The organism is Epilithonimonas sp. KH_059, assembly GCF_057838485.1.
This window is the reverse complement of record NZ_CM174468.1, coordinates 600,033-617,790: the sequence shown is the minus strand read 5'-3', so window position 1 is coordinate 617,790 and position 17,758 is coordinate 600,033. Positions and strand designations below refer to the sequence as shown.

15 protein-coding genes are annotated in these 17,758 nt (G+C 41.0%); 11 read left to right on the top strand and 4 right to left on the bottom strand.

Translation table 11 applies throughout. The annotated features are described in order from the left end of the window. Position 1 precedes the first annotated feature (1 nt). The 3 genes from AC3IRX_RS02805 to AC3IRX_RS02795 are packed head-to-tail and all read left to right on the top strand — an operon-like array spanning position 2 to position 3,660. Complete coding sequence (locus tag AC3IRX_RS02805; protein ID WP_489211463.1) at positions 2–892, top strand: glycosyltransferase family 2 protein; 891 nt, start codon at positions 2–4, stop codon at positions 890–892. Between the two features lie 6 nt (positions 893–898). Then, a complete protein-coding gene (locus AC3IRX_RS02800; RefSeq protein WP_489210960.1) occupies positions 899–2,569 on the top strand; it encodes an amidohydrolase in 1,671 nt (556 codons plus the stop codon). 23 nt (positions 2,570–2,592) lie between these two features. Further along, entirely contained in the window at positions 2,593–3,660 is a 1,068-nt protein-coding gene (locus AC3IRX_RS02795; protein WP_489210959.1) for a hypothetical protein, read from the top strand. A gap of 15 nt (positions 3,661–3,675) precedes the next feature. On the opposite strand, the gene AC3IRX_RS02790 is transcribed toward AC3IRX_RS02795, so the two are convergent. Both AC3IRX_RS02790 and AC3IRX_RS02785 read right to left on the bottom strand, forming a co-directional pair. Further along, positions 3,676–5,154 carry a lipopolysaccharide biosynthesis protein gene (locus tag AC3IRX_RS02790; RefSeq protein WP_489210958.1) on the bottom strand — a complete coding sequence of 493 codons (1,479 nt, stop codon included), beginning with the start codon at positions 5,152–5,154 and terminating at the stop codon, positions 3,676–3,678. Further along, positions 5,151–5,945 carry an FkbM family methyltransferase gene (locus AC3IRX_RS02785; protein ID WP_489210957.1) on the bottom strand — a complete coding sequence of 265 codons (795 nt, stop codon included), beginning with the start codon at positions 5,943–5,945 and terminating at the stop codon, positions 5,151–5,153. Before AC3IRX_RS02785 ends, AC3IRX_RS02790 begins: the two co-directional genes overlap by 4 nt. A 174-nt stretch (positions 5,946–6,119) precedes the next feature. Between AC3IRX_RS02785 and AC3IRX_RS02780 the strand changes: the two genes are divergently transcribed. From AC3IRX_RS02780 to AC3IRX_RS02745, 8 genes are all read left to right on the top strand, one after another. Further along, positions 6,120–7,763: an alpha-amylase family glycosyl hydrolase gene (locus AC3IRX_RS02780; protein WP_489210956.1), complete on the top strand. Its 1,644-nt coding sequence runs from the start codon at positions 6,120–6,122 to the stop codon at positions 7,761–7,763. Between the two features lie 5 nt (positions 7,764–7,768). Next, entirely contained in the window at positions 7,769–8,317 is a 549-nt protein-coding gene (locus AC3IRX_RS02775; RefSeq protein ID WP_489210955.1) for a TlpA family protein disulfide reductase, read from the top strand. 277 nt (positions 8,318–8,594) lie between these two features. Then, a complete protein-coding gene (locus AC3IRX_RS02770; RefSeq protein ID WP_459112349.1) occupies positions 8,595–10,325 on the top strand; it encodes a DEAD/DEAH box helicase in 1,731 nt (576 codons plus the stop codon). Positions 10,326–10,460: 135 nt separating this feature from the next. Then, a complete protein-coding gene (locus AC3IRX_RS02765; RefSeq protein WP_489210954.1) occupies positions 10,461–11,099 on the top strand; it encodes a DUF47 domain-containing protein in 639 nt (212 codons plus the stop codon). A 19-nt stretch (positions 11,100–11,118) separates the two neighbouring features. Beyond that, positions 11,119–12,264 carry an inorganic phosphate transporter gene (locus AC3IRX_RS02760; RefSeq protein ID WP_489210953.1) on the top strand — a complete coding sequence of 382 codons (1,146 nt, stop codon included), beginning with the start codon at positions 11,119–11,121 and terminating at the stop codon, positions 12,262–12,264. A gap of 192 nt (positions 12,265–12,456) precedes the next feature. Further along, complete coding sequence (locus AC3IRX_RS02755) at positions 12,457–13,428, top strand: polyprenyl synthetase family protein (RefSeq protein ID WP_489210952.1); 972 nt, start codon at positions 12,457–12,459, stop codon at positions 13,426–13,428. 8 nt (positions 13,429–13,436) lie between these two features. Further along, a complete protein-coding gene (locus AC3IRX_RS02750) occupies positions 13,437–14,399 on the top strand; it encodes a GSCFA domain-containing protein (protein ID WP_489210951.1) in 963 nt (320 codons plus the stop codon). Positions 14,400–14,423: 24 nt separating this feature from the next. Further along, the gene (locus AC3IRX_RS02745) at positions 14,424–15,191 is read left to right on the top strand and encodes a TatD family hydrolase (RefSeq protein WP_489211462.1); all 768 of its coding nucleotides are present in this window, start codon (positions 14,424–14,426) and stop codon (positions 15,189–15,191) included. Between the two features lie 634 nt (positions 15,192–15,825). Here AC3IRX_RS02745 and AC3IRX_RS02740 read toward each other — a convergent pair. Then, positions 15,826–17,076, bottom strand: a complete 1,251-nt coding sequence (locus AC3IRX_RS02740) for a DEAD/DEAH box helicase (protein ID WP_489210950.1) — start codon at positions 17,074–17,076, stop codon at positions 15,826–15,828. Positions 17,077–17,178: 102 nt separating this feature from the next. Then, entirely contained in the window at positions 17,179–17,664 is a 486-nt protein-coding gene (locus AC3IRX_RS02735) for a DUF6438 domain-containing protein (protein ID WP_489210949.1), read from the bottom strand. Between the last annotated feature and the right edge of the window lie 94 nt (positions 17,665–17,758).

Sequence of the window (17,758 nt, the reverse complement as noted above, 5' to 3'; positions counted from 1 at the left end):
TTTGAAAATTCTTATCGTGATGCCCACCCACAACGAAGAGCAGTCCCTTGGGTTTGCGCTAGAATCGTTACGAAGGCAAACGTATAAGGAGTTTAAGTTGGTGGTGGTCAATGACGGATCCACCGATCAGAGTGCACAGATTGCGAAAGACTTTAGTGAAAAAGATTCTCGTTTCCGGCTTTTAAACTTGCCTTCTTCGGAGCATCAGCCTGGAGCCAAGGTGGTTCGAACCTTTAACAAAGGACTTTCTACAGAAAACTTGAGTGAGTTTGATGTGGTTTGTAAGTTTGATGCGGACATTGTCTTCCCTGAAAATTATCTGGCTCGTTTGGAGAACGTGTATAAGAGTTCGAATCAGGCAGGTATGGTCTCGGGTATTGTGAAAATCCCCAGGGGACCATTTCAGCCGAAGGATGCCTTTGAGTTTCCACCCGAGAGTGCGGACTGGGAATTTGAGGCGATTAGTTCGAAGGACCATGTCAGAGGCCCTATAAAATCATATCGCGTGGCTTGTTTTAAAGCGATGGATGGACTTCGAGAAACATTGGGGTGGGACAACATTGACCGAATGCTGGCTCAAAAAGAAGGCTTTGAGGTGCTCACACTGAAGGATTTATGGGTGAAGCATTTAAGACCAACCGCGGAGCGATATAAAAATCAAAAAGCAACCAAGCTCGGTGTCTATTTTTACAACATAGGACTTAGTTTGCCATTGGTTCTTATATCTGCAGCCAAAGCCTCAAGGCACCAGGGTGGGGTCGTTGCCTTTTATCTGACTTTGAAAAGTTTCTTAAGTCAATCCGGAACTAAAAAACTCACCTCCGAAGAAATTAGCTACATTCGAAAGCTTCGGTGGAAAGAAGTCTTTTCTAAATTGAATTTAAAAAATTGATATACTATGCCTAAACTTCTACTTCCGCTTTTGAGCTTACTTTTCCTTTTAGGGTGCAAAACAAGGCAAAAAAATTCAGCCGATTACATTCTACACAATGCGAAAATCTACACCGTGGATGCGGAGTTTTCGATGGGTCAGGCCATGGCCGTTAAAGACGGAAAGATCCTAGAAGTTGGTACAAATCAAGATATTTTATCCAAATACAAAGCCTCCCAAAGCTACGATGCTCTGGGGAAAACCGTTTTGCCCGGTCTTATTGATGCGCATGCCCATTTTTACGGATTTGGAAGCATGCTTCAAAATGCAGATTTAGCCGGACTTGACTCCTGGGACGCCGTTTTAGAGGAGTTGCAAGATTTTTCTAAATCCCACAGCGAGGGATGGCTAGTAGGCCGTGGTTGGGACCAAAATCGATGGACGAAGAAAGAGTTTCCAAGCAAAGAAAAACTAGATCAAATGTTTCCAGACCGTCCTGTCTACTTAACTAGGGTGGACGGTCATGCGGCCATTGTGAATCAAAAAGCACTTGATATCGCAGGGTACACCCTTAGCACAAAAATGAGCGGTGGGGATCTCTTGAAAAAAGACGGGAAACTTTCTGGGGTCTTAATTGACAATGCAAAGGATCAAATGGCTACGCATTTGCCTAAGCCGACCAAGGCTCAGGTTCAGCAAATCCTGAGACAAGCGCAGGAGTATAGTTTTAAGGAAGGGTTAACCACTGTCGTGGATGCAGGTTTAGACTTTCCGTTGGTGGAAGAAATTGAGGCCATGCAAAAGTCGGAGGATTTAAAAATCAATTTGCATGTCATGCTGTCGGATTCTGAGGCCAATTTTCAATGGCTAAAATCCCGAGGTATTATTAAAACCGATCGGCTTTTTGTCAATGGAATGAAGTTTTATGCGGACGGAGCCCTAGGTTCCCGGGGGGCCTGTTTGTTACACCCCTACAGTGATGAGGCATCTAACACTGGATTTTTACTTTCTGATGTGGCTCATTTTAAAAAAATGGCTTCCCTTTTATTTGAAGAAGGGTTTCAAATGAATACCCACGCGATTGGCGATTCTGCAAACCGCGTGATATTAGAAGTGTACGCGAATGAATTAAAAGGCAAAAACGACCGTCGCTGGCGAATCGAACATGCGCAGGTGATTTCTCCCGAGGATTTTTCCACTTTTGCAAAGTATTCCATCGTGCCTTCCGTTCAACCCACGCACGCAACATCGGATATGCCATGGGCAGAATCGCGTTTAGGCAAAGAACGCCTTTCGCATACGTATGCGAACAAACAGCTTTTAAATCAAAACGGATGGCTCGTGCTTGGAACTGATTTTCCAGTAGAGGACATTAGTCCTATGAAGACTTTTTACGCTGCAGTGGTTCGAAAAGATGCAAAAGGCTGGCCTTCTGAAGGATTTCAGATGCAAAATGCGCTGAGTCGAGTAGAGGCCCTAAAAGGAATGACTCTGTGGGCGGCAAAAGGCAGTTTTCAAGAAAAGGAGAAAGGCAGTCTTGAGAAAGGGAAGTGGGCAGATTTCATCGTCCTCGATCGGGATATAATGAAGATAGAGCCTACTAAGATTTTAGATACGAAAGTTCTAAAAACCTATGTGAAGGGAGAACTCGTGATGGATTACGAGTCTTTGAAATCGAGCCTTAAGGCAGAGAACTAACTCTTTAGAATAGAACGGTGAGAGTGGCTTATATTGAATTGGATACGCACGCTGAAATTGCTAGAAATTTCAGGGAGCTTTCGAGGGATTTTACTACCCTACAAATCGATTTTTATTTTTCACCCCGTATTCTTTCAGAGCTCCAAATCTCAGCAACAGGAAATGTTCAAAAGAGCGATTCCACAGTTCTTTTGGAGCAGTTGCAAGCTCAGTCTTACGACTTAGTCCTCATTGGAACCGCTCATCGCTATTTCTCTCTCTTTTTAGAGATTCAAAAGGGATTTAACACGTATGTTATCACGCACAATCTAAATTTTCCCAAACGCAGTCGTTCCTTTTTGCTCCAGGCTATTTTTAAAAGCCAAACCGTCTATAGACTCAAACTTTTGCTAAAAGAAGGACTTCTTTCGGCTCCAAAGATTTTCGAAGATTCTTCTCGTCTTTTGGTGCTCGATGGCGATTTGCATAAAGGGGCTGCGAAAGTTTTACCCCTTTTTTATACCAAGAATACGCGTAAGAAAACAGGAAATGAATTTCAATTGGTCATACCAGGAGAAGTCTCGCAGAAAAGAAGGGATTATCGGGAGGTCCTAAATAAGTTGAAAGAGTATGGCGAGAAGTCGTCCCCGCTTGCGAGTTCTAGGGAGGCTTTAAAACGGGTGCATGTGGTTTTCTTAGGAAGGGCAAGCGGAAAGGAACTTAGATGGCTCGAAGAGCTGAAGTTTAAGCATTATGCCTCTTTAGACATTGAATTCTTTACCCATAAAGTTTCCAGTGGTCATTTTGACGAAGTTTTGAGCCGAGCAGATCTTATTTGGTGTCCTTTGCATAAGAAAACACGGTTTTTTGGAGGCGTTGAAATCTATGGGACTACCAAAATGACGGGCGCTATTGGAGATGCCATTAAATTTTCTACTCCTCTTTTGCTTCCCTCGTTTTACAAAAGCTCTTGCCCTTTGGTTCAGTCTTCAAAAGTAAATACGATTGCTTCCTTACTAGAAAGAGATTCCCTTGGGCACCTTAGCTATGAGAGGTATCAAAAATCAGAAGTATCGAATGCCTTAGAAAGGCTTCTTTTGCAATTGAGATAAGCCGAAAAGAGCTCGTTAAAATTTTAAAAGACTTTTAAAAAAACTCCACTTTAGATACTTGTCTAAAGGGTATATGCCCATGAAATGATTGCCCACTCCAATGACAAGAAGTACCACCAAAGGTTTATAGACGAGATTCAAAAATGGATAACTACTTTCCGGAAGAATGATGGAAAGGGTGATTCCGAGTGTACATAAAATCGTCGTGTAGACCATTTCAATGGAAATAGGGAATACTTTGAATTTCCAGTAATTGAATGCAATTTTAATGGCGTTAAAGAGCGTGAGTGAGATTGCGGTCGCAAGGGCAATCCCCACAATTCCTAAGTTCGTTGTGCGTAAAAATAAGAAATTGAGACCTACGCTCATGACGGCTAAAAAAAGCATTACCACAATGGTAAAGCGGTAGTATTTCGAGAGCGAAATAATATGGCCGTTAAACCCAGTGGCTAAGTCAAAGATCATTGCGGAGCCTAAGATCCAAATGACGGGAGAGGCTTCTCTAAGCGCCTCTCCGCTTGCAATGAAATGAGTGAGGTAAGGGAACCCCACCAAAATACAAGAGAAAAGAACCGATCCTAAAAAAAAGAGAGTAAGGGAAGTGCTTTTGTGAAAGCGGTTAAGCTCTTCAAAATTATTTTCTTCAATCGTTCGGTTGATAATTGGGGCTGAGATATTGAAAAGTCCCATTTGAGGGATTAGAATAAAGGAGAGAACCGAGAGGATAATACTGTAGGCACCGTTCTCGCTAAACGAGAGGTATTCACCAATCATAAAGTTATCCACCCTAAAGGCAATGTAATTACCGATGTTTCCGAGGAAACCAAACAAACTGTAGTTCAATACCTTCTTGTAAAATCCATCCTTTTGCATGTAGGAAGTGGAGAAGTCAGGTTTTAGTTTTTCAAGGGAATTGGCGTAGAGAACATAGCCGATGAGGGCTAGCGTGAACATACCCAATAAGAATCCAAAGGATCCTTGTATACTCACGCCTAGAAACACAAAAAGACAAAATGTACCTAGATTTGCTAGTTTTGGAAATAGATTTTCAAAAATATTAGGAACGACGATTCGCTTGTAATTTGAGATGTATTTGTTGAATACTGCGCTAAGCGCTAAAATGAGTATTAGGGGAAGAATTAAAGTTTTGAGTTGGAAGAGCTTAGAGTCTTTAAACTGAGGAAAGAGATAAAAGAACAGAAAGAATCCCCCTATAAACAGAACGAAGTTAAGAGCCACAGTAACAAGCGTAAGACTTAAGAAATTTTGATGTTTTCCGTCTTTTTGTGTTTTTACAAAATACTTAACATTCGAGAAAGAAAGTCCAAAAACAACGATGGGGAGCATCATTTCTGCTGCCGGTAAAACATACCGTAGTTTCCCATAGAATACCATGTCATGAGGAAACACGAAAAGTGCTGAGAGCGTGCCCAGCAAAAACCCAAAATACCCAATTAAAGAGTACTTAAACCCTTGTCGCGATACTACACTCATTTTTCGGGCACAAAGATAATGTTATTAATGTACGGTGTCCTAGAATTTGAATTTTCCTTACCTTGAGATTCGTAAAAATCTTTTTCTAGGGGAATAAGTTCAAGGCTGCTTGGATCCACGTAATACGGCTTATATTGCCAGGAGCAGACTTCCAGAATTAGGGGCCATATGGGGTACTCATGGTGCCGCTGCTCAATTTCAACCAAAAGGGTTGGTTTAAAACGTTTGATCGTTTTCTGTGCCCCTTTTAGGGTTTTTTCTTCACTTCCTTCCACGTCGATTTTGATATAATCAAGTCTCTCAAAATGTTCCATAGGAGCCCAATCGTCAAGACGCATGACTTTCACCTTTTGGTAAACTCCTGCCTCTTCCCCTTCTTCTTTTAAGTGGGTTTGTAGGGTGCCCCTGGATTTTACTTTGCTGCCCCGAATCACAGGAACTTTAAATTCTGCCATTTGGTTTTGATCTGCAAGGGCAAGTGGGAAAATTGGAAGCGTAGGAAATAGTCTCTTTAAACGTTTGTACAGAAATCGGTTCGGTTCAAATCCGTATAAATTATCTGATTTGAGGGTGTTTTCGAGGGTGTATAAGTAGGTTCCGACGTTGGAACCGATGTCTAGAAAAATATCGTCTTTTTGCACCTGCTTTTTCAGCCAATAGAGTTCAGGTTCTACCTTGCTTTCTAAACGATGCAAGGCGTCTAGATGCTTGAGTTTCTTGAAAAATCGCTCTTTGTAAATCGAGGGAGCGATGTAAGAAAGGGTTTCGGCCAGTTGACTGTATAGAGACATAAAAGGCTAGTTCTTTCAAACAAAGATAGTATTTTTCGTTAAAAGATGTTAAATAAACTGTATAACTGAAGAGATTCGATTTAGGCGTTTCAATTCCTATAAAAATCACTAATTTTAGCGCTATTGAAAGGGAAAGGCTAGCTTTCCACTGTTTGATAGAAATTCTGTTTTCCTATGACTTTAAAAACGACTCTGATCGCCTTTGTAGCCCTACTTAGCTTTAGTTCTTGTAGTGTAAATCCCACGCTCTCCTCTAGAGCGGTCCCTTTTAATTGGCAAGCCGCCAATCTCTATTTTGTGCTTCCAGACCGCTTCTCCAATGCAGATCCTACCAACGATAAATCCTTTGGTCGCACGCAGTCTACCGGAGCGTATCGCGGATTTGAAGGCGGTGATTTAAGAGGAATGATTGAAAAACTAGACCAGGGGTATTTTACGGACCTAGGTATTAATGCCATTTGGCTTACGCCGCTTGTGGAACAGATTCATGGGGCGGTGGATGAAGGCACAGGTCTTACGTACGCTTACCATGGGTATTGGGCAAAGGATTGGACTGCGCTGGATCCCAATTTTGGATCGATTGCAGATTTGAAAGAATTTGTCGAGAAAGCGCACAAGAGAGGAATTCGTATTGTTTTGGACGCGGTGATTAACCACACCGGACCCGTGACTTCTATCGACCCGGTTTTTCCGACTAGCTGGGTAAGAACAGAGCCTACCTGCACGTATGAAAATTACCACTCTACCATTTCGTGTACGCTTGTTGAAAATCTTCCGGACCTTCGTACAGAAAGCAGTCTTCCGGTGGAGCTGCCTTCGAGTTTAGTGGAAAAATGGAAAAAGGAGAATCGCTACGAAAAAGAAGTTGCAGAACTAGACGCGTTCTTTGAGAAAACAGGATATCCCCGCGCTCCGAAGTATTACGTAATGAAATGGCTTAGCGATTACATCAAAGAGTTTGGAATCGACGGCTACCGGGTGGATACAGTGAAGCATACGGAAGAAGGAGTTTGGAAAGACTTTGCGAAAGTGGCTAAGAGCGCTTTCTTAGAATACAAAGCTGCTAATCCTACAAAGGTTCTGGACCAAAAGGATTTCTTCCTCGTAGGGGAAGTTTATGGCTATGGAATTTCTCAAGAGAAAGAGTACGATTTTTCGGATCGCAAGGTGAATTACTTTGAAAACGGATTTGATGCTCTCATTAATTTTGATTTTAAATCCGATGCAAATAAGGAGTATGAGGATTTGTTTCAGGATTACGATCAGAAGCTATCCGGTCCTTTGAAAGGGATAACCGTGATGAATTACTTAACGTCACATGACGACGGTACCCCTTTCGACAAAGAGAGAAAGAGAGGCTTTGAGTCTGCTACCAAACTTTTACTATCGCCTGGGATTGCTCAAATTTATTATGGAGATGAGTCGGGTAGGAGTTTAATTCTAGAGGGCGCCGTAGGAGATGCCACCCTTCGTGGTACTATGAATTGGGAAGAGATTCAAAGCAGTCCTGCTACGCAGGAACTTTTAGCGCATTATCAAAAATTAGGTAAGTTTCGCGCCCAGCATTCTGCGATCGGAGCCGGTAAACACCAAATGCTTTCAAAAAGTCCGTACTATTTTTCAAGAGTGCTTGATAAGGACAAGGTCATTGTCGGTCTTTCTCTTTCGCCTGGAAAAAAACAGGTGGATGTGAAAGGGGTCTTTCCAGAGGGAGTTACGCTTAGAGATGCCTATTCAGGTGCAAGTGCAAAAGTGAAAAACGGACAGGTAAGCTTTACCTCTCCGGAAGAAATAGTCCTACTCGAACTTAAAAAATAAACGAAATGATTTCAATAAAAACGTGCTCTAAAAAAATTCTACTCTTTAGTTTTGTCCTTGTTTTTTCCTTAGGTTATGCTCAAAGAGCCCCTGAATCTCCAAAAACCTCCTTTTCAACAGAGGCCCTAGCCGAAGGTTTGACCGCAAAAAGCGGAACAAAAACCAGCGTGGGAGCCGTGCTTGAAAAGTACAAAGGAAAGATTCTTGTGATTGACTTTTGGGCAAGTTGGTGCCAAGACTGCATTTTGGCGCTTCCCAAAACCCAAGAAATCAAAGAGAAGTATCCCCAGGTGGATTTTGTCTATTTTTCCTTGGACCGCTCTTATGAGCAGTGGAACCGAGGTCTTGCAAAATACAATATGGAATCGTGGGATCATTACTGGTTTGACCAGGGGTGGAAAAATCCATTTAACGTATACATTGAACTAAACTGGGTTCCTCGTTTTATGGTGGTGGATCAAACCTCAGACATTGCACTTTACTATGCGATCTCACCCGAAGATCCAAACTTTTTGGAAGTTTTGGAGCGTTTATCTGTGGCAAATGGGAATTAAAAAGAAGGATTTCGAATTCTTTTTTAACTAGAATTCAGGGCATTAAAGTCTATATATGAGGTTGAATTAGCAAATCCTTAAAAAAAAGTGAAGATTACGAAGTGGGCTCTAGTGCACTATAAGGGGTTTTCTCTTAGAGAAAGTAAGGGGCTAAAGTTCGCAATTGCAAGGCAGTGAGAGAGGTAGGCGTGGAGCGGCAAGATTCTGCTGAGTAAATTACTTATTAGCTGTTATTCAATTATTTGTTGTACTTTTGCAAAAATTTTTAAATTACTGAATGAATTTATTTTCCGAGTCCAATTTAAGTCCTGATCTAATAAAGGCAATTGGCGAACTGGGCTACGAAGCCCCGACAGAAATCCAAAAACAGACTATTCCTTTCATCTTATCAGATACACGCGATTTAATCGCTCTAGCGCAGACGGGAACAGGCAAAACAGCAGCGTTTTCGCTTCCGATTTTGGATATGATTGACGATACGAGTCGTAAAATCCAATTTTTGGTTCTTTGCCCGACACGCGAACTATGTCTTCAAATTACGAAAGACATAAAGAATTACTCCAAGTACATGAAAAACCTCAAAACCACAGCGGTTTACGGAGGTAGCAGTATTGTGGATCAAATGCGCTCACTTAGAGACAAACCGCAAATCATTGTGGGAACTCCTGGGAGAGTGATTGACTTAATTAACCGTAAAGCCCTTGATTTCTCAGAAATTCAATGGATGGTGCTTGACGAAGCAGACGAAATGCTTTCGATGGGTTTCAAAGACGATTTAGAAACGATCTTAAGAGAAACTCCTGACACAAAGCTCACTTACCTTTTCTCTGCCACTATGAGCAAAGAAGTGGAACGTATTTCAAGAAATTACTTAACCCAACCTCATCGCATCGCGGTAGGATCTATCAACGAGGTTAAGAAAAACATTACGCACGAATATTATGTCGTAGGGTACCGTCAAAAGAAAGAGGCTCTTAAGAGACTTATTGACGCGAATCCTAACCAGTATTCTATTATTTTCTGCCGTACTCGTATGGAAACCCAGGAAGTGGCTGACTTTTTAATGCAGAACGGCTACGCTGCAGATGCATTGCACGGTGACCTTTCCCAAGCCCAAAGAGATACGGTCATGAAGAAGTTCCGTTTGAAAAACATTGACATTCTTGTAGCGACAGACGTAGCGGCAAGAGGACTGGATGTGAACTCACTTACTCACGTAATTCACTTTTCGTTACCGGACGATCCTGAAGTTTTTGTTCACCGTAGTGGTAGAACCGGAAGAGCAGGGAAGAACGGAATTTCGATGGCTTTAACAAAACCAGACGAAACACGTAAATTGAAGCAAATCAAGTCGGTGACGAAAATTGATATTCAAGAAAAGCAAGTTCCGACAAGCGACGTGATTATCAAGTCTCAAGTGGAAGGGGTCTTTGAGAGACTTTTCACAGAGCACGAAGAATTTTTCACTTTCGATGATTCTTTAATTCCAGACTTGTCTGAATTTACCAAAGAGCAACTTGTTCACCAACTTTTACAATTTCAACTAAGAGATTTGGCTTTATTCTATCAGGATAAGAAAGATCTTAAAAGCGAAAGACTTTCCGACGAGAGAGACGCTCCATCCTCAAGAAGAGACCGTCGTAGAGACGATCGCGACAGAGGCGATAGAGGAGGTAGAGACGATCGTAGAAGAGACGATTTTAGAGGTTCGGATCGACCTAGTAGAGACAGAGACGGAGGCCGCGGCGGAAAACGTCGTAGCAATGCAAACATGACCCGTTTTTTCTTTAACTTAGGGAAAAAGGACAACCTAAGAAAGATGGACTTACTAGATATTATCAATAAGGCTACACAAAAATCTCGCAAGAGACCGGATGTAGGAGACATTGAAATCCTAGAAAAATTCTCTTTCTTTGAAGTAGACAAAGATTTCCAACAAGAGATTCTAAGCAATTTAGGATCGATGAAGTTTAAAGGAAAAGACATGAGAGCCGAAGTGGCTGGATAAATTAAGAAGTGCCGGAACGTAAGTTCCGGTATTTTTTTTGCTTATTTTTTAATGTTAACAAAATTTAATATTAAATTTTAAATCCTCTCTTGACTTATACCGATATTTGCACCCTGAAAAATAACCACAATTACAATGGGAATAGGAAACATGTTTAAAGCATTCCAACCAAAGGACAAAGTGTTCTTTGTCTTGTTTGAAAAGGTCGCAGACCAATTGGTTCAAATGTCGAAAGAATTCCATGAGGGACTCCTCGAATTCGATACAAACGACGATGCACTCCTAAGAAAAATGAGTGATTACGAGCATCAAATGGATGATCTAACCCATGAGATTTTCGTACAACTAGGAGAGAACTTCATTACTCCTTTTGACCGTGAAGACATCAATTTACTTGCTTCCGGGCTTGACGACATCGCAGATTACATTTACGCTTCTGCAAAGTATATCTTCTTATACAAAACCCCTGAGATTAAAGAATTCAGCGAGCTATCGCTTCTCATTCACAAATCTTGTATTGAAATTAAGACAGCGATTGTGAATTTGAATCGATTCAAAGACCCAGCAGCTGTAAAAGAATCTTGCATTAAGATTAATTCTTTTGAAAACATTGCGGACGACGTACTTAGTCAAGCGCTAGTTAAGTTATTTGAAAACGGGGATCCTATTACGATCATTAAAGCAAAAGACGTTTTAGAGTATCTAGAAGTGGTTACGGACAAGGCGGAAGATGTTGCGAATACCATCGAGAACATCGTGATCAAATACGCTTAATTTACCCTAGATCAATTTCATGGACTTTCCAGTACTTTTAATTATCATCATTGCGCTCGCTCTGATATTCGACTTCATTAACGGGTTTCACGATGCGGCCAATTCCATTGCCACCATCGTGTCAACCAAAGTATTAACACCCTTTCAGGCTGTTCTTTGGGCTGCGGTATGGAACTTTGCTGCCTTCTTTCTTGCCGCGTACGTCATTGGAGAATTTAAAATTGGGAATACGATTGCCAAAACGGTAAATGAAAATTTCATTAACCTTGAAGTAATCTTTTCCGGTTTAATTGCAGCGATTTTTTGGAACTTACTTACCTGGTGGTTTGGAATTCCTTCTTCCTCTTCACATACGTTAATTGGAGGGTTTTTAGGAGCTGCTTTAATGCATGCCTTTTCTCTGGACTATGCGCAGGTACAACTGGCAAGCCCAGATTTATCCTTCTTTGAAACCTTTAGGCAGGCTATTATGCAGCTTATGACACAAGACGTGGTTATGTATGGCAAAGTGATTCCTATCTTTTTGTTTATTTTCCTTGCCCCGATTATCGGGATGATTATCTCCATAATCATCACACTTATTATTGTCAATTTAGCGAAGAATGCTAAACCGCACAAGGCGGAAAAGCAGTTTAAAAACTGGCAATTGGTTTCTTCTGCACTTTTCAGTGTGGGACATGGACTAAACGATGCGCAAAAGGTCATGGGGATTATTGGAGCTGCAATTATCTTTTACCACGTAAATATGATTGGAGGAGACGATATATATGCCGTGATGGATTCTTCAGAACGATTTAATTATTTTGCTCAGCATTACCTTTGGGTTCCCCTCGTATCTTTCTTAGCCATTGGGCTTGGAACGATGAGTGGTGGATGGAAAATTATTAAAACGATGGGAACTCGTATTACCAAAGTAACGCCTCTAGAAGGAGTAGCTGCGGAAAGTGCAGGAGCCATTACACTATTCTTAACGGACCATTTAGGGATTCCCGTATCCACTACCCATACCATTACAGGATCTATCATTGGGGTGGGACTTACAAAAAGGATATCGGCCGTACGTTGGGGTATTACCATTAGCCTTCTTTGGGCTTGGGTAATTACCATTCCAGTTAGTGCTCTGATTGCAGGGGTAACGTATTATTTAGTTACTTTATTCACTTAAAGAATAACGCAAATTTCTATAGATAGCGAGCCTAAACGGCTCGCTATTTTTTGTGGTTAGAGTAGAGAAGAAGTCTAGAGTTCTACAGCTTTTGAGATCCAGATGGAACTTCCTGTTTTTTTCAAAAGGAATCAAATGGTTTGTTTTTTTACCCGCTGAATTAGTCTTATTTTTGTGTCTTATTAGAAGTCTATGGAATTTATAAAAGAATATCAGAATGTCGTGGCCAGTGCGATTGAAAAATTCAAGTTCACGCAGGAGCCCCAGGAGCTTTACGATCCGATCAACTATATTATTTCGCACGGAGGAAAACGCCTAAGACCGGTGATGGTTCTTATGGGAAATGATCTTTTTGATGGAAACCTAGATAAAGCAATCAAACCTGCATTAGCCATTGAGTTTTTCCATAATTTCTCGCTTATCCATGACGATATTATGGATGAAGCTCCTCTTAGAAGAGGGAAACCTACCATTCATACTTTGCATGGAATAAACATTGGGATTCTATCGGGCGATGCACTTCTTATTAAATCCTATCAGTTTTTTGAAGACTTAGAACCTGAGCTTTTTAAAAAATGTACGATAATTTTTTCACAAACCGCGGCCATTCTTTGTGAAGGTCAGCAGATGGACGTGAATTTTGAAACCCGGGCGGATGTAACCTATGAAGATTACATTCAAATGATTACGAGCAAGACCGGTGTTTTAAGCGCAGCCTCCTTTAAAATAGGAGCATTGATTGCAGGGGCGAGTGATAAGGAGGCAGAGAACCTTTACCAATTTGGAAAGCACATTGGAATTGCCTTCCAAATCATGGACGATTACCTCGATGTCTTCGGCGATATGGAGCAGTTCGGAAAACGCCAAGCAGGCGATATTTTTGAAAATAAAAAGACCGTTTTGTATCTGCTTGCCATGGAGCATGCAAGCGAAGAAGAACGCGAGGAACTAGAATATTGGTATTCTAAAAAAACAGAAAACATTGATAAACTTCACGGAGTTCTAAAAATCTTCCGTCGTACAAAGGTGGATGAGAAAGTGCTTCGTTTGATCCAAAAGCATAACGAACTAGGGCAACAATTCTTGGGGGAAATTAATCTCTCTGAAGAGAAGAAAAAGCCCTTCATTGAACTTGCCAATTATTTACTTAAACGCGAATCTTAATTCTTCCAATGGAGTTCCGTACGCCTGTTCCGATTCCAGAATCTAGCGTTAAGTTAGAAGTAGAAGACCTTGTGTTTTCCATCGGTTCTTGTTTTTCAAGTGAGATCTCTAGTCTTTTGGACAAAGGGCAAATTCAGACCTGTCACAATCCTTTTGGGACTCTATTTAATCCCTATTCGATTGCCAAGGCCGTAAGGGCGGCGCACGATTCCAAAGTGTATACAGAAGAGGATTTAATTCAGTACCAAGACAAGGTGATCTCCTTAGATCATCACTCAAAATACAACAGTGGATTTGCGCACAAAACCCTAGAGAAAATCAATGCGGATATTGAGGTTTCCAATCGGTTTTTGCAGTCAGCAAATTGGATTGTCGTGACCTTTGGAAGCGCCTATGTCCACGAGTTTTTGCCGCGTCCTCAAATTGTGGCCAATTGCCATAAATTACCCGGAACGTATTTTAAGAAACGCTTATTGAGTGCAGAGGAAATAAAATCCTCCATGCAGCAAATGGTGGAGGATCTGATGGACATTTGCCCCTCAGGCGTTAACATCCTTTTTACCCTTTCTCCGGTGCGTCATACGAAAGAGGGTATCGTTGAGAACCAACGAAGCAAGGCTCTTTTACTAAGTACAATGCACGAAATAGTCGAGCAGTACGAGGAAGTGACGTATTTGCCTGTCTATGAGCTCATGCTGGACGAACTACGAGACTATCGTTTTTACAAAGAGGACATGCTGCATCCCAATGCGCAGGCAGTCAATTATATTTTTGAAAAGTTTGGCAATGCTTATTTTTCAGAGGCTACGATGGAGTTTATTGAAGATAACTTAAAAATAATGCGCTCCTTGCAACATCGCTCCTCCCAGGAGCAAGATCCCAAATACCTTGAATTTAGGGAAGCCTTAAAACGAAAAATTCAGAAGCAAAGAGAAAAAGTGAACCATCCTATTTTTTTAGACGATCTCTAAAAGCAAGGATTTAGCTGAGAAATGATGATAGATACCCATACCCATTTGTATTCAGAAGCCTTCGATCAAGATCGCGATCAGGCCATAGAAAGAGCTCAAAATGTCGGCGTAGAGAAATTCTATTTGCCTGCCATTGATTCGAGCACGCACGAGTCTATGCTAGCGCTAGAAAAGAGGTATCCAGATCGCATTTACGCAATGATGGGACTTCATCCTTGCAGTGTGAAGCCGGAAACCTACGAAAGCGAATTAAAGCTGGTAAGAGCCTATTTAGAGGAGAGAGCGTTTTGTGCGATTGGAGAAATTGGAATAGACCTATATTGGGACAAGGAAACCCTAGAAATCCAAACTCATGCTTTTGAATTGCAGATCGATTGGGCAATCGAGCTCGATATCCCTATTGTGATCCATGCAAGAGAAAGTTTTGACGAGGTCTTTGAGGTGTTAGAGAGAAAACGTCATCCTAAATTAAGAGGGATTTTCCACTGCTTCACGGGTAGCCACGAGCAGGCACTGCAGGCAATTGACCTTGGTTTTTTACTTGGAATTGGAGGAGTCGTTACTTTTAAAAATGGAGGAATAGATAAATTCTTAGGGGAGATTCCCCTTCAGCATATCGTTCTTGAGACCGATTCCCCATACTTGGCGCCGGTTCCCTATAGAGGAAAACGAAATGAGTCCTCCTACTTATCTCTTGTTGCAGGGAAATTAGTAGACGTATACCAAGTGGATTTTGATCAAATTAAAAAGCAGACTACTGAAAATGCAGAAACTCTTTTTGTCAAATCGTAGGAGAAGACAAAAAAAGAAAAGAACAAAAACGTAGCCGTCTTAATACAATTTTGAGGCGGTTTTTTTATACACTGATGACACTAAATCACTAATGCTGGCATTAGTCCGCTATTTTTAAATTGGTGTTTTATTTTAGCTTCTTACCGTTCTTATCTGTAGCGTAGTTTTCTTGAATATTAATACTTATAAAGTCAACTTCTTTTTTATACCTATTATATTTGCCATCAAAATAAGTATACAAACTATGATTCAAAACTTTATTTTCTTTGTAAAGTTCTATTAATTTATCAGAGGATTGTTTAATGATTATCGCATTTTCATCAATATAAATAAGTAATTTGCCATCATTTGATGATATCAGATGTATATTACTGTATCTATTAGTTAACAACTTAATGTAGTTATCAGATGGGTTTTCTCTTTTTTATATAAACCAGAAATAATATAGTCCTTGGGTTTTGTAAAGGAAATCGCCATGGTAGATTATACCCGTATCTTGATCTTAGAAAGTACATTCCATTGCTCACCCTGTATTCCGTAGTCTACTATATTAGGTTAAGATTTCACTTAATATCAAATAGAAAACCGTCTCAAAATCAAATTTGAGACGGCTTCAATTGTTCGTAGTAAAAGACTATCTATTTCTAGTGAATCCTTTGTTCTTAGGTTTTTTATAGCCAAGGTCTTTTTTGGCTTGAGGCCGAGGTCTTGGCGTAAAAGGTTTGTTATTGCTGTCTCTTTTTTCAGCCACCAAATTGTCAACGTGATATGGATGGTCTCTTTCTACCGGAATTTTCATTCCAATGAGTTTTTCCGTATTCTTTAGGTTGAGAAGGTCAAGTCCGTCTACAAAAGAAATGGAACTACCTGAAGAGCCTGCACGACCGGTTCTACCAATACGGTGAACGTAAGTTTCGGATACGTCAGAGAGTTCAAAATTGATTACATATTTAAGTTCATCAATGTCAATTCCTCTTGCTGCGATGTCCGTAGCCACCAAAACTCTTGTGGTTTTGTTTTTGAAATTGCTTAGGGCATTTTGACGAGCATTCTGAGATTTATTCCCGTGAATGGCCTGAGCGCTAATGCCGGATTGATGAAGTTTCTTTGCAATTTTATCGGCTCCATGCTTTGTTCTCGCGAAGATAAGGACCTGGTCAAGTTTTGGGTCCTCCAAAAGGTGAGTAAGGAGGTTAAGTTTGTTGTCTTTGTCCACGAAATAGACCGCTTGGGAAATGGTCTGAGCCGTAGAGGAAACCGCTTGCACTTCTGCTCTCACAGGACTGTTAAGCATGGTTTTCGCTAGGTTCTGAATTTCTTCAGGGAAGGTAGCGGAAAAGAAAAGCGTTTGTCTTTTTTGAGGAAGCATTTTTACAAGACGCTTCACGTCATGCACGAAGCCCATGTCGAGCATTCGGTCGGCTTCGTCGAGCACAAAGATTTCAATATGCTTTAGGCTAATAAGCCCTTGGGAAATAAGATCGATTAAACGACCGGGTGTGGCCACAAGAATGTCCACTCCTCTTTTTAAGGCGGTTTGTTGAGCTCCTTGCTTCACACCTCCAAAGATCACGAGGTTCTTAAGTCTTAAGTTCGCACCGTATTCGTTAAAGTTTTCTTCGATTTGAATCGCGAGTTCACGCGTAGGGGTTAATATAAGGGCTTTGATTTGACCCGGTTTAGAGGGCTTTTCATTTAAGAGCTGAAGAATTGGAATCGCAAAAGCGGCCGTTTTCCCAGTTCCCGTCTGCGCCGTTCCTAAAAGGTCTCTCCCTTGCAAAATGGAAGGAATCGCTTTTTCTTGGATCGGAGTGGGTTGGGTGTATCCCTTTTTTTCGAGCGCTTTAAGTATGGGGTCGATAAGGTGTAAGTCGGTAAATTTCAATGAGTAGTATTTTAAATTAAGATAAATCCTTTCTCCTAAAGAAAGGACTATTTTTGAGGGTGCAAAGGTAGTTTATTTTTTTTTGTCCTACGAAAGACTTCCTTAGTCTACTTTTACCCAGTTTTCCGAGAGTCTAAGACCTTCGATAGTCTCATAAAATGCTCTTAGCTCTGGTGTTCCTCTTTTGCCGTAGTCGTCCCACTGCACTGCTTTTTCAGCTGAAAGCCAGATTTTCACTTTTGCTGTGGGAAGATCCGTTACTTGTCTATTGCCGTAGTGGTCTTCCAACGAATTTACATTCAGCTTTGCTAGAGATTGCTGAACGGCCTTAAACGAAGCTTCTGTTAGAGTGGTTTTAAAGGTTCCTTCCGGTCCCGCATTGGGGTCGTAATCTTTGGTTTGAGGATTTGAAAACGTAAAACGCTCCGCTTTAATCACGGCGCTTCGGTCCGGATTAATCGTGATTTCAAAGATAGGACAAAAGCCAAAGCATGCGGTTGCTTCGTATTGAAGGGTTTGGAAAGATTTAGTTTGCGTCGTACAACTTGCAAGAAGAAGTAGGCCTATGAAAAAGGAAAGTAGTTTCATAATTTATTTTTCTTTCTCACGTTCAATAATTGTACCCAATTGCACTCTTAGCCTCTTTTTCTTCTCCCATTTGAAAAAGAAAAAGAGACAGGGG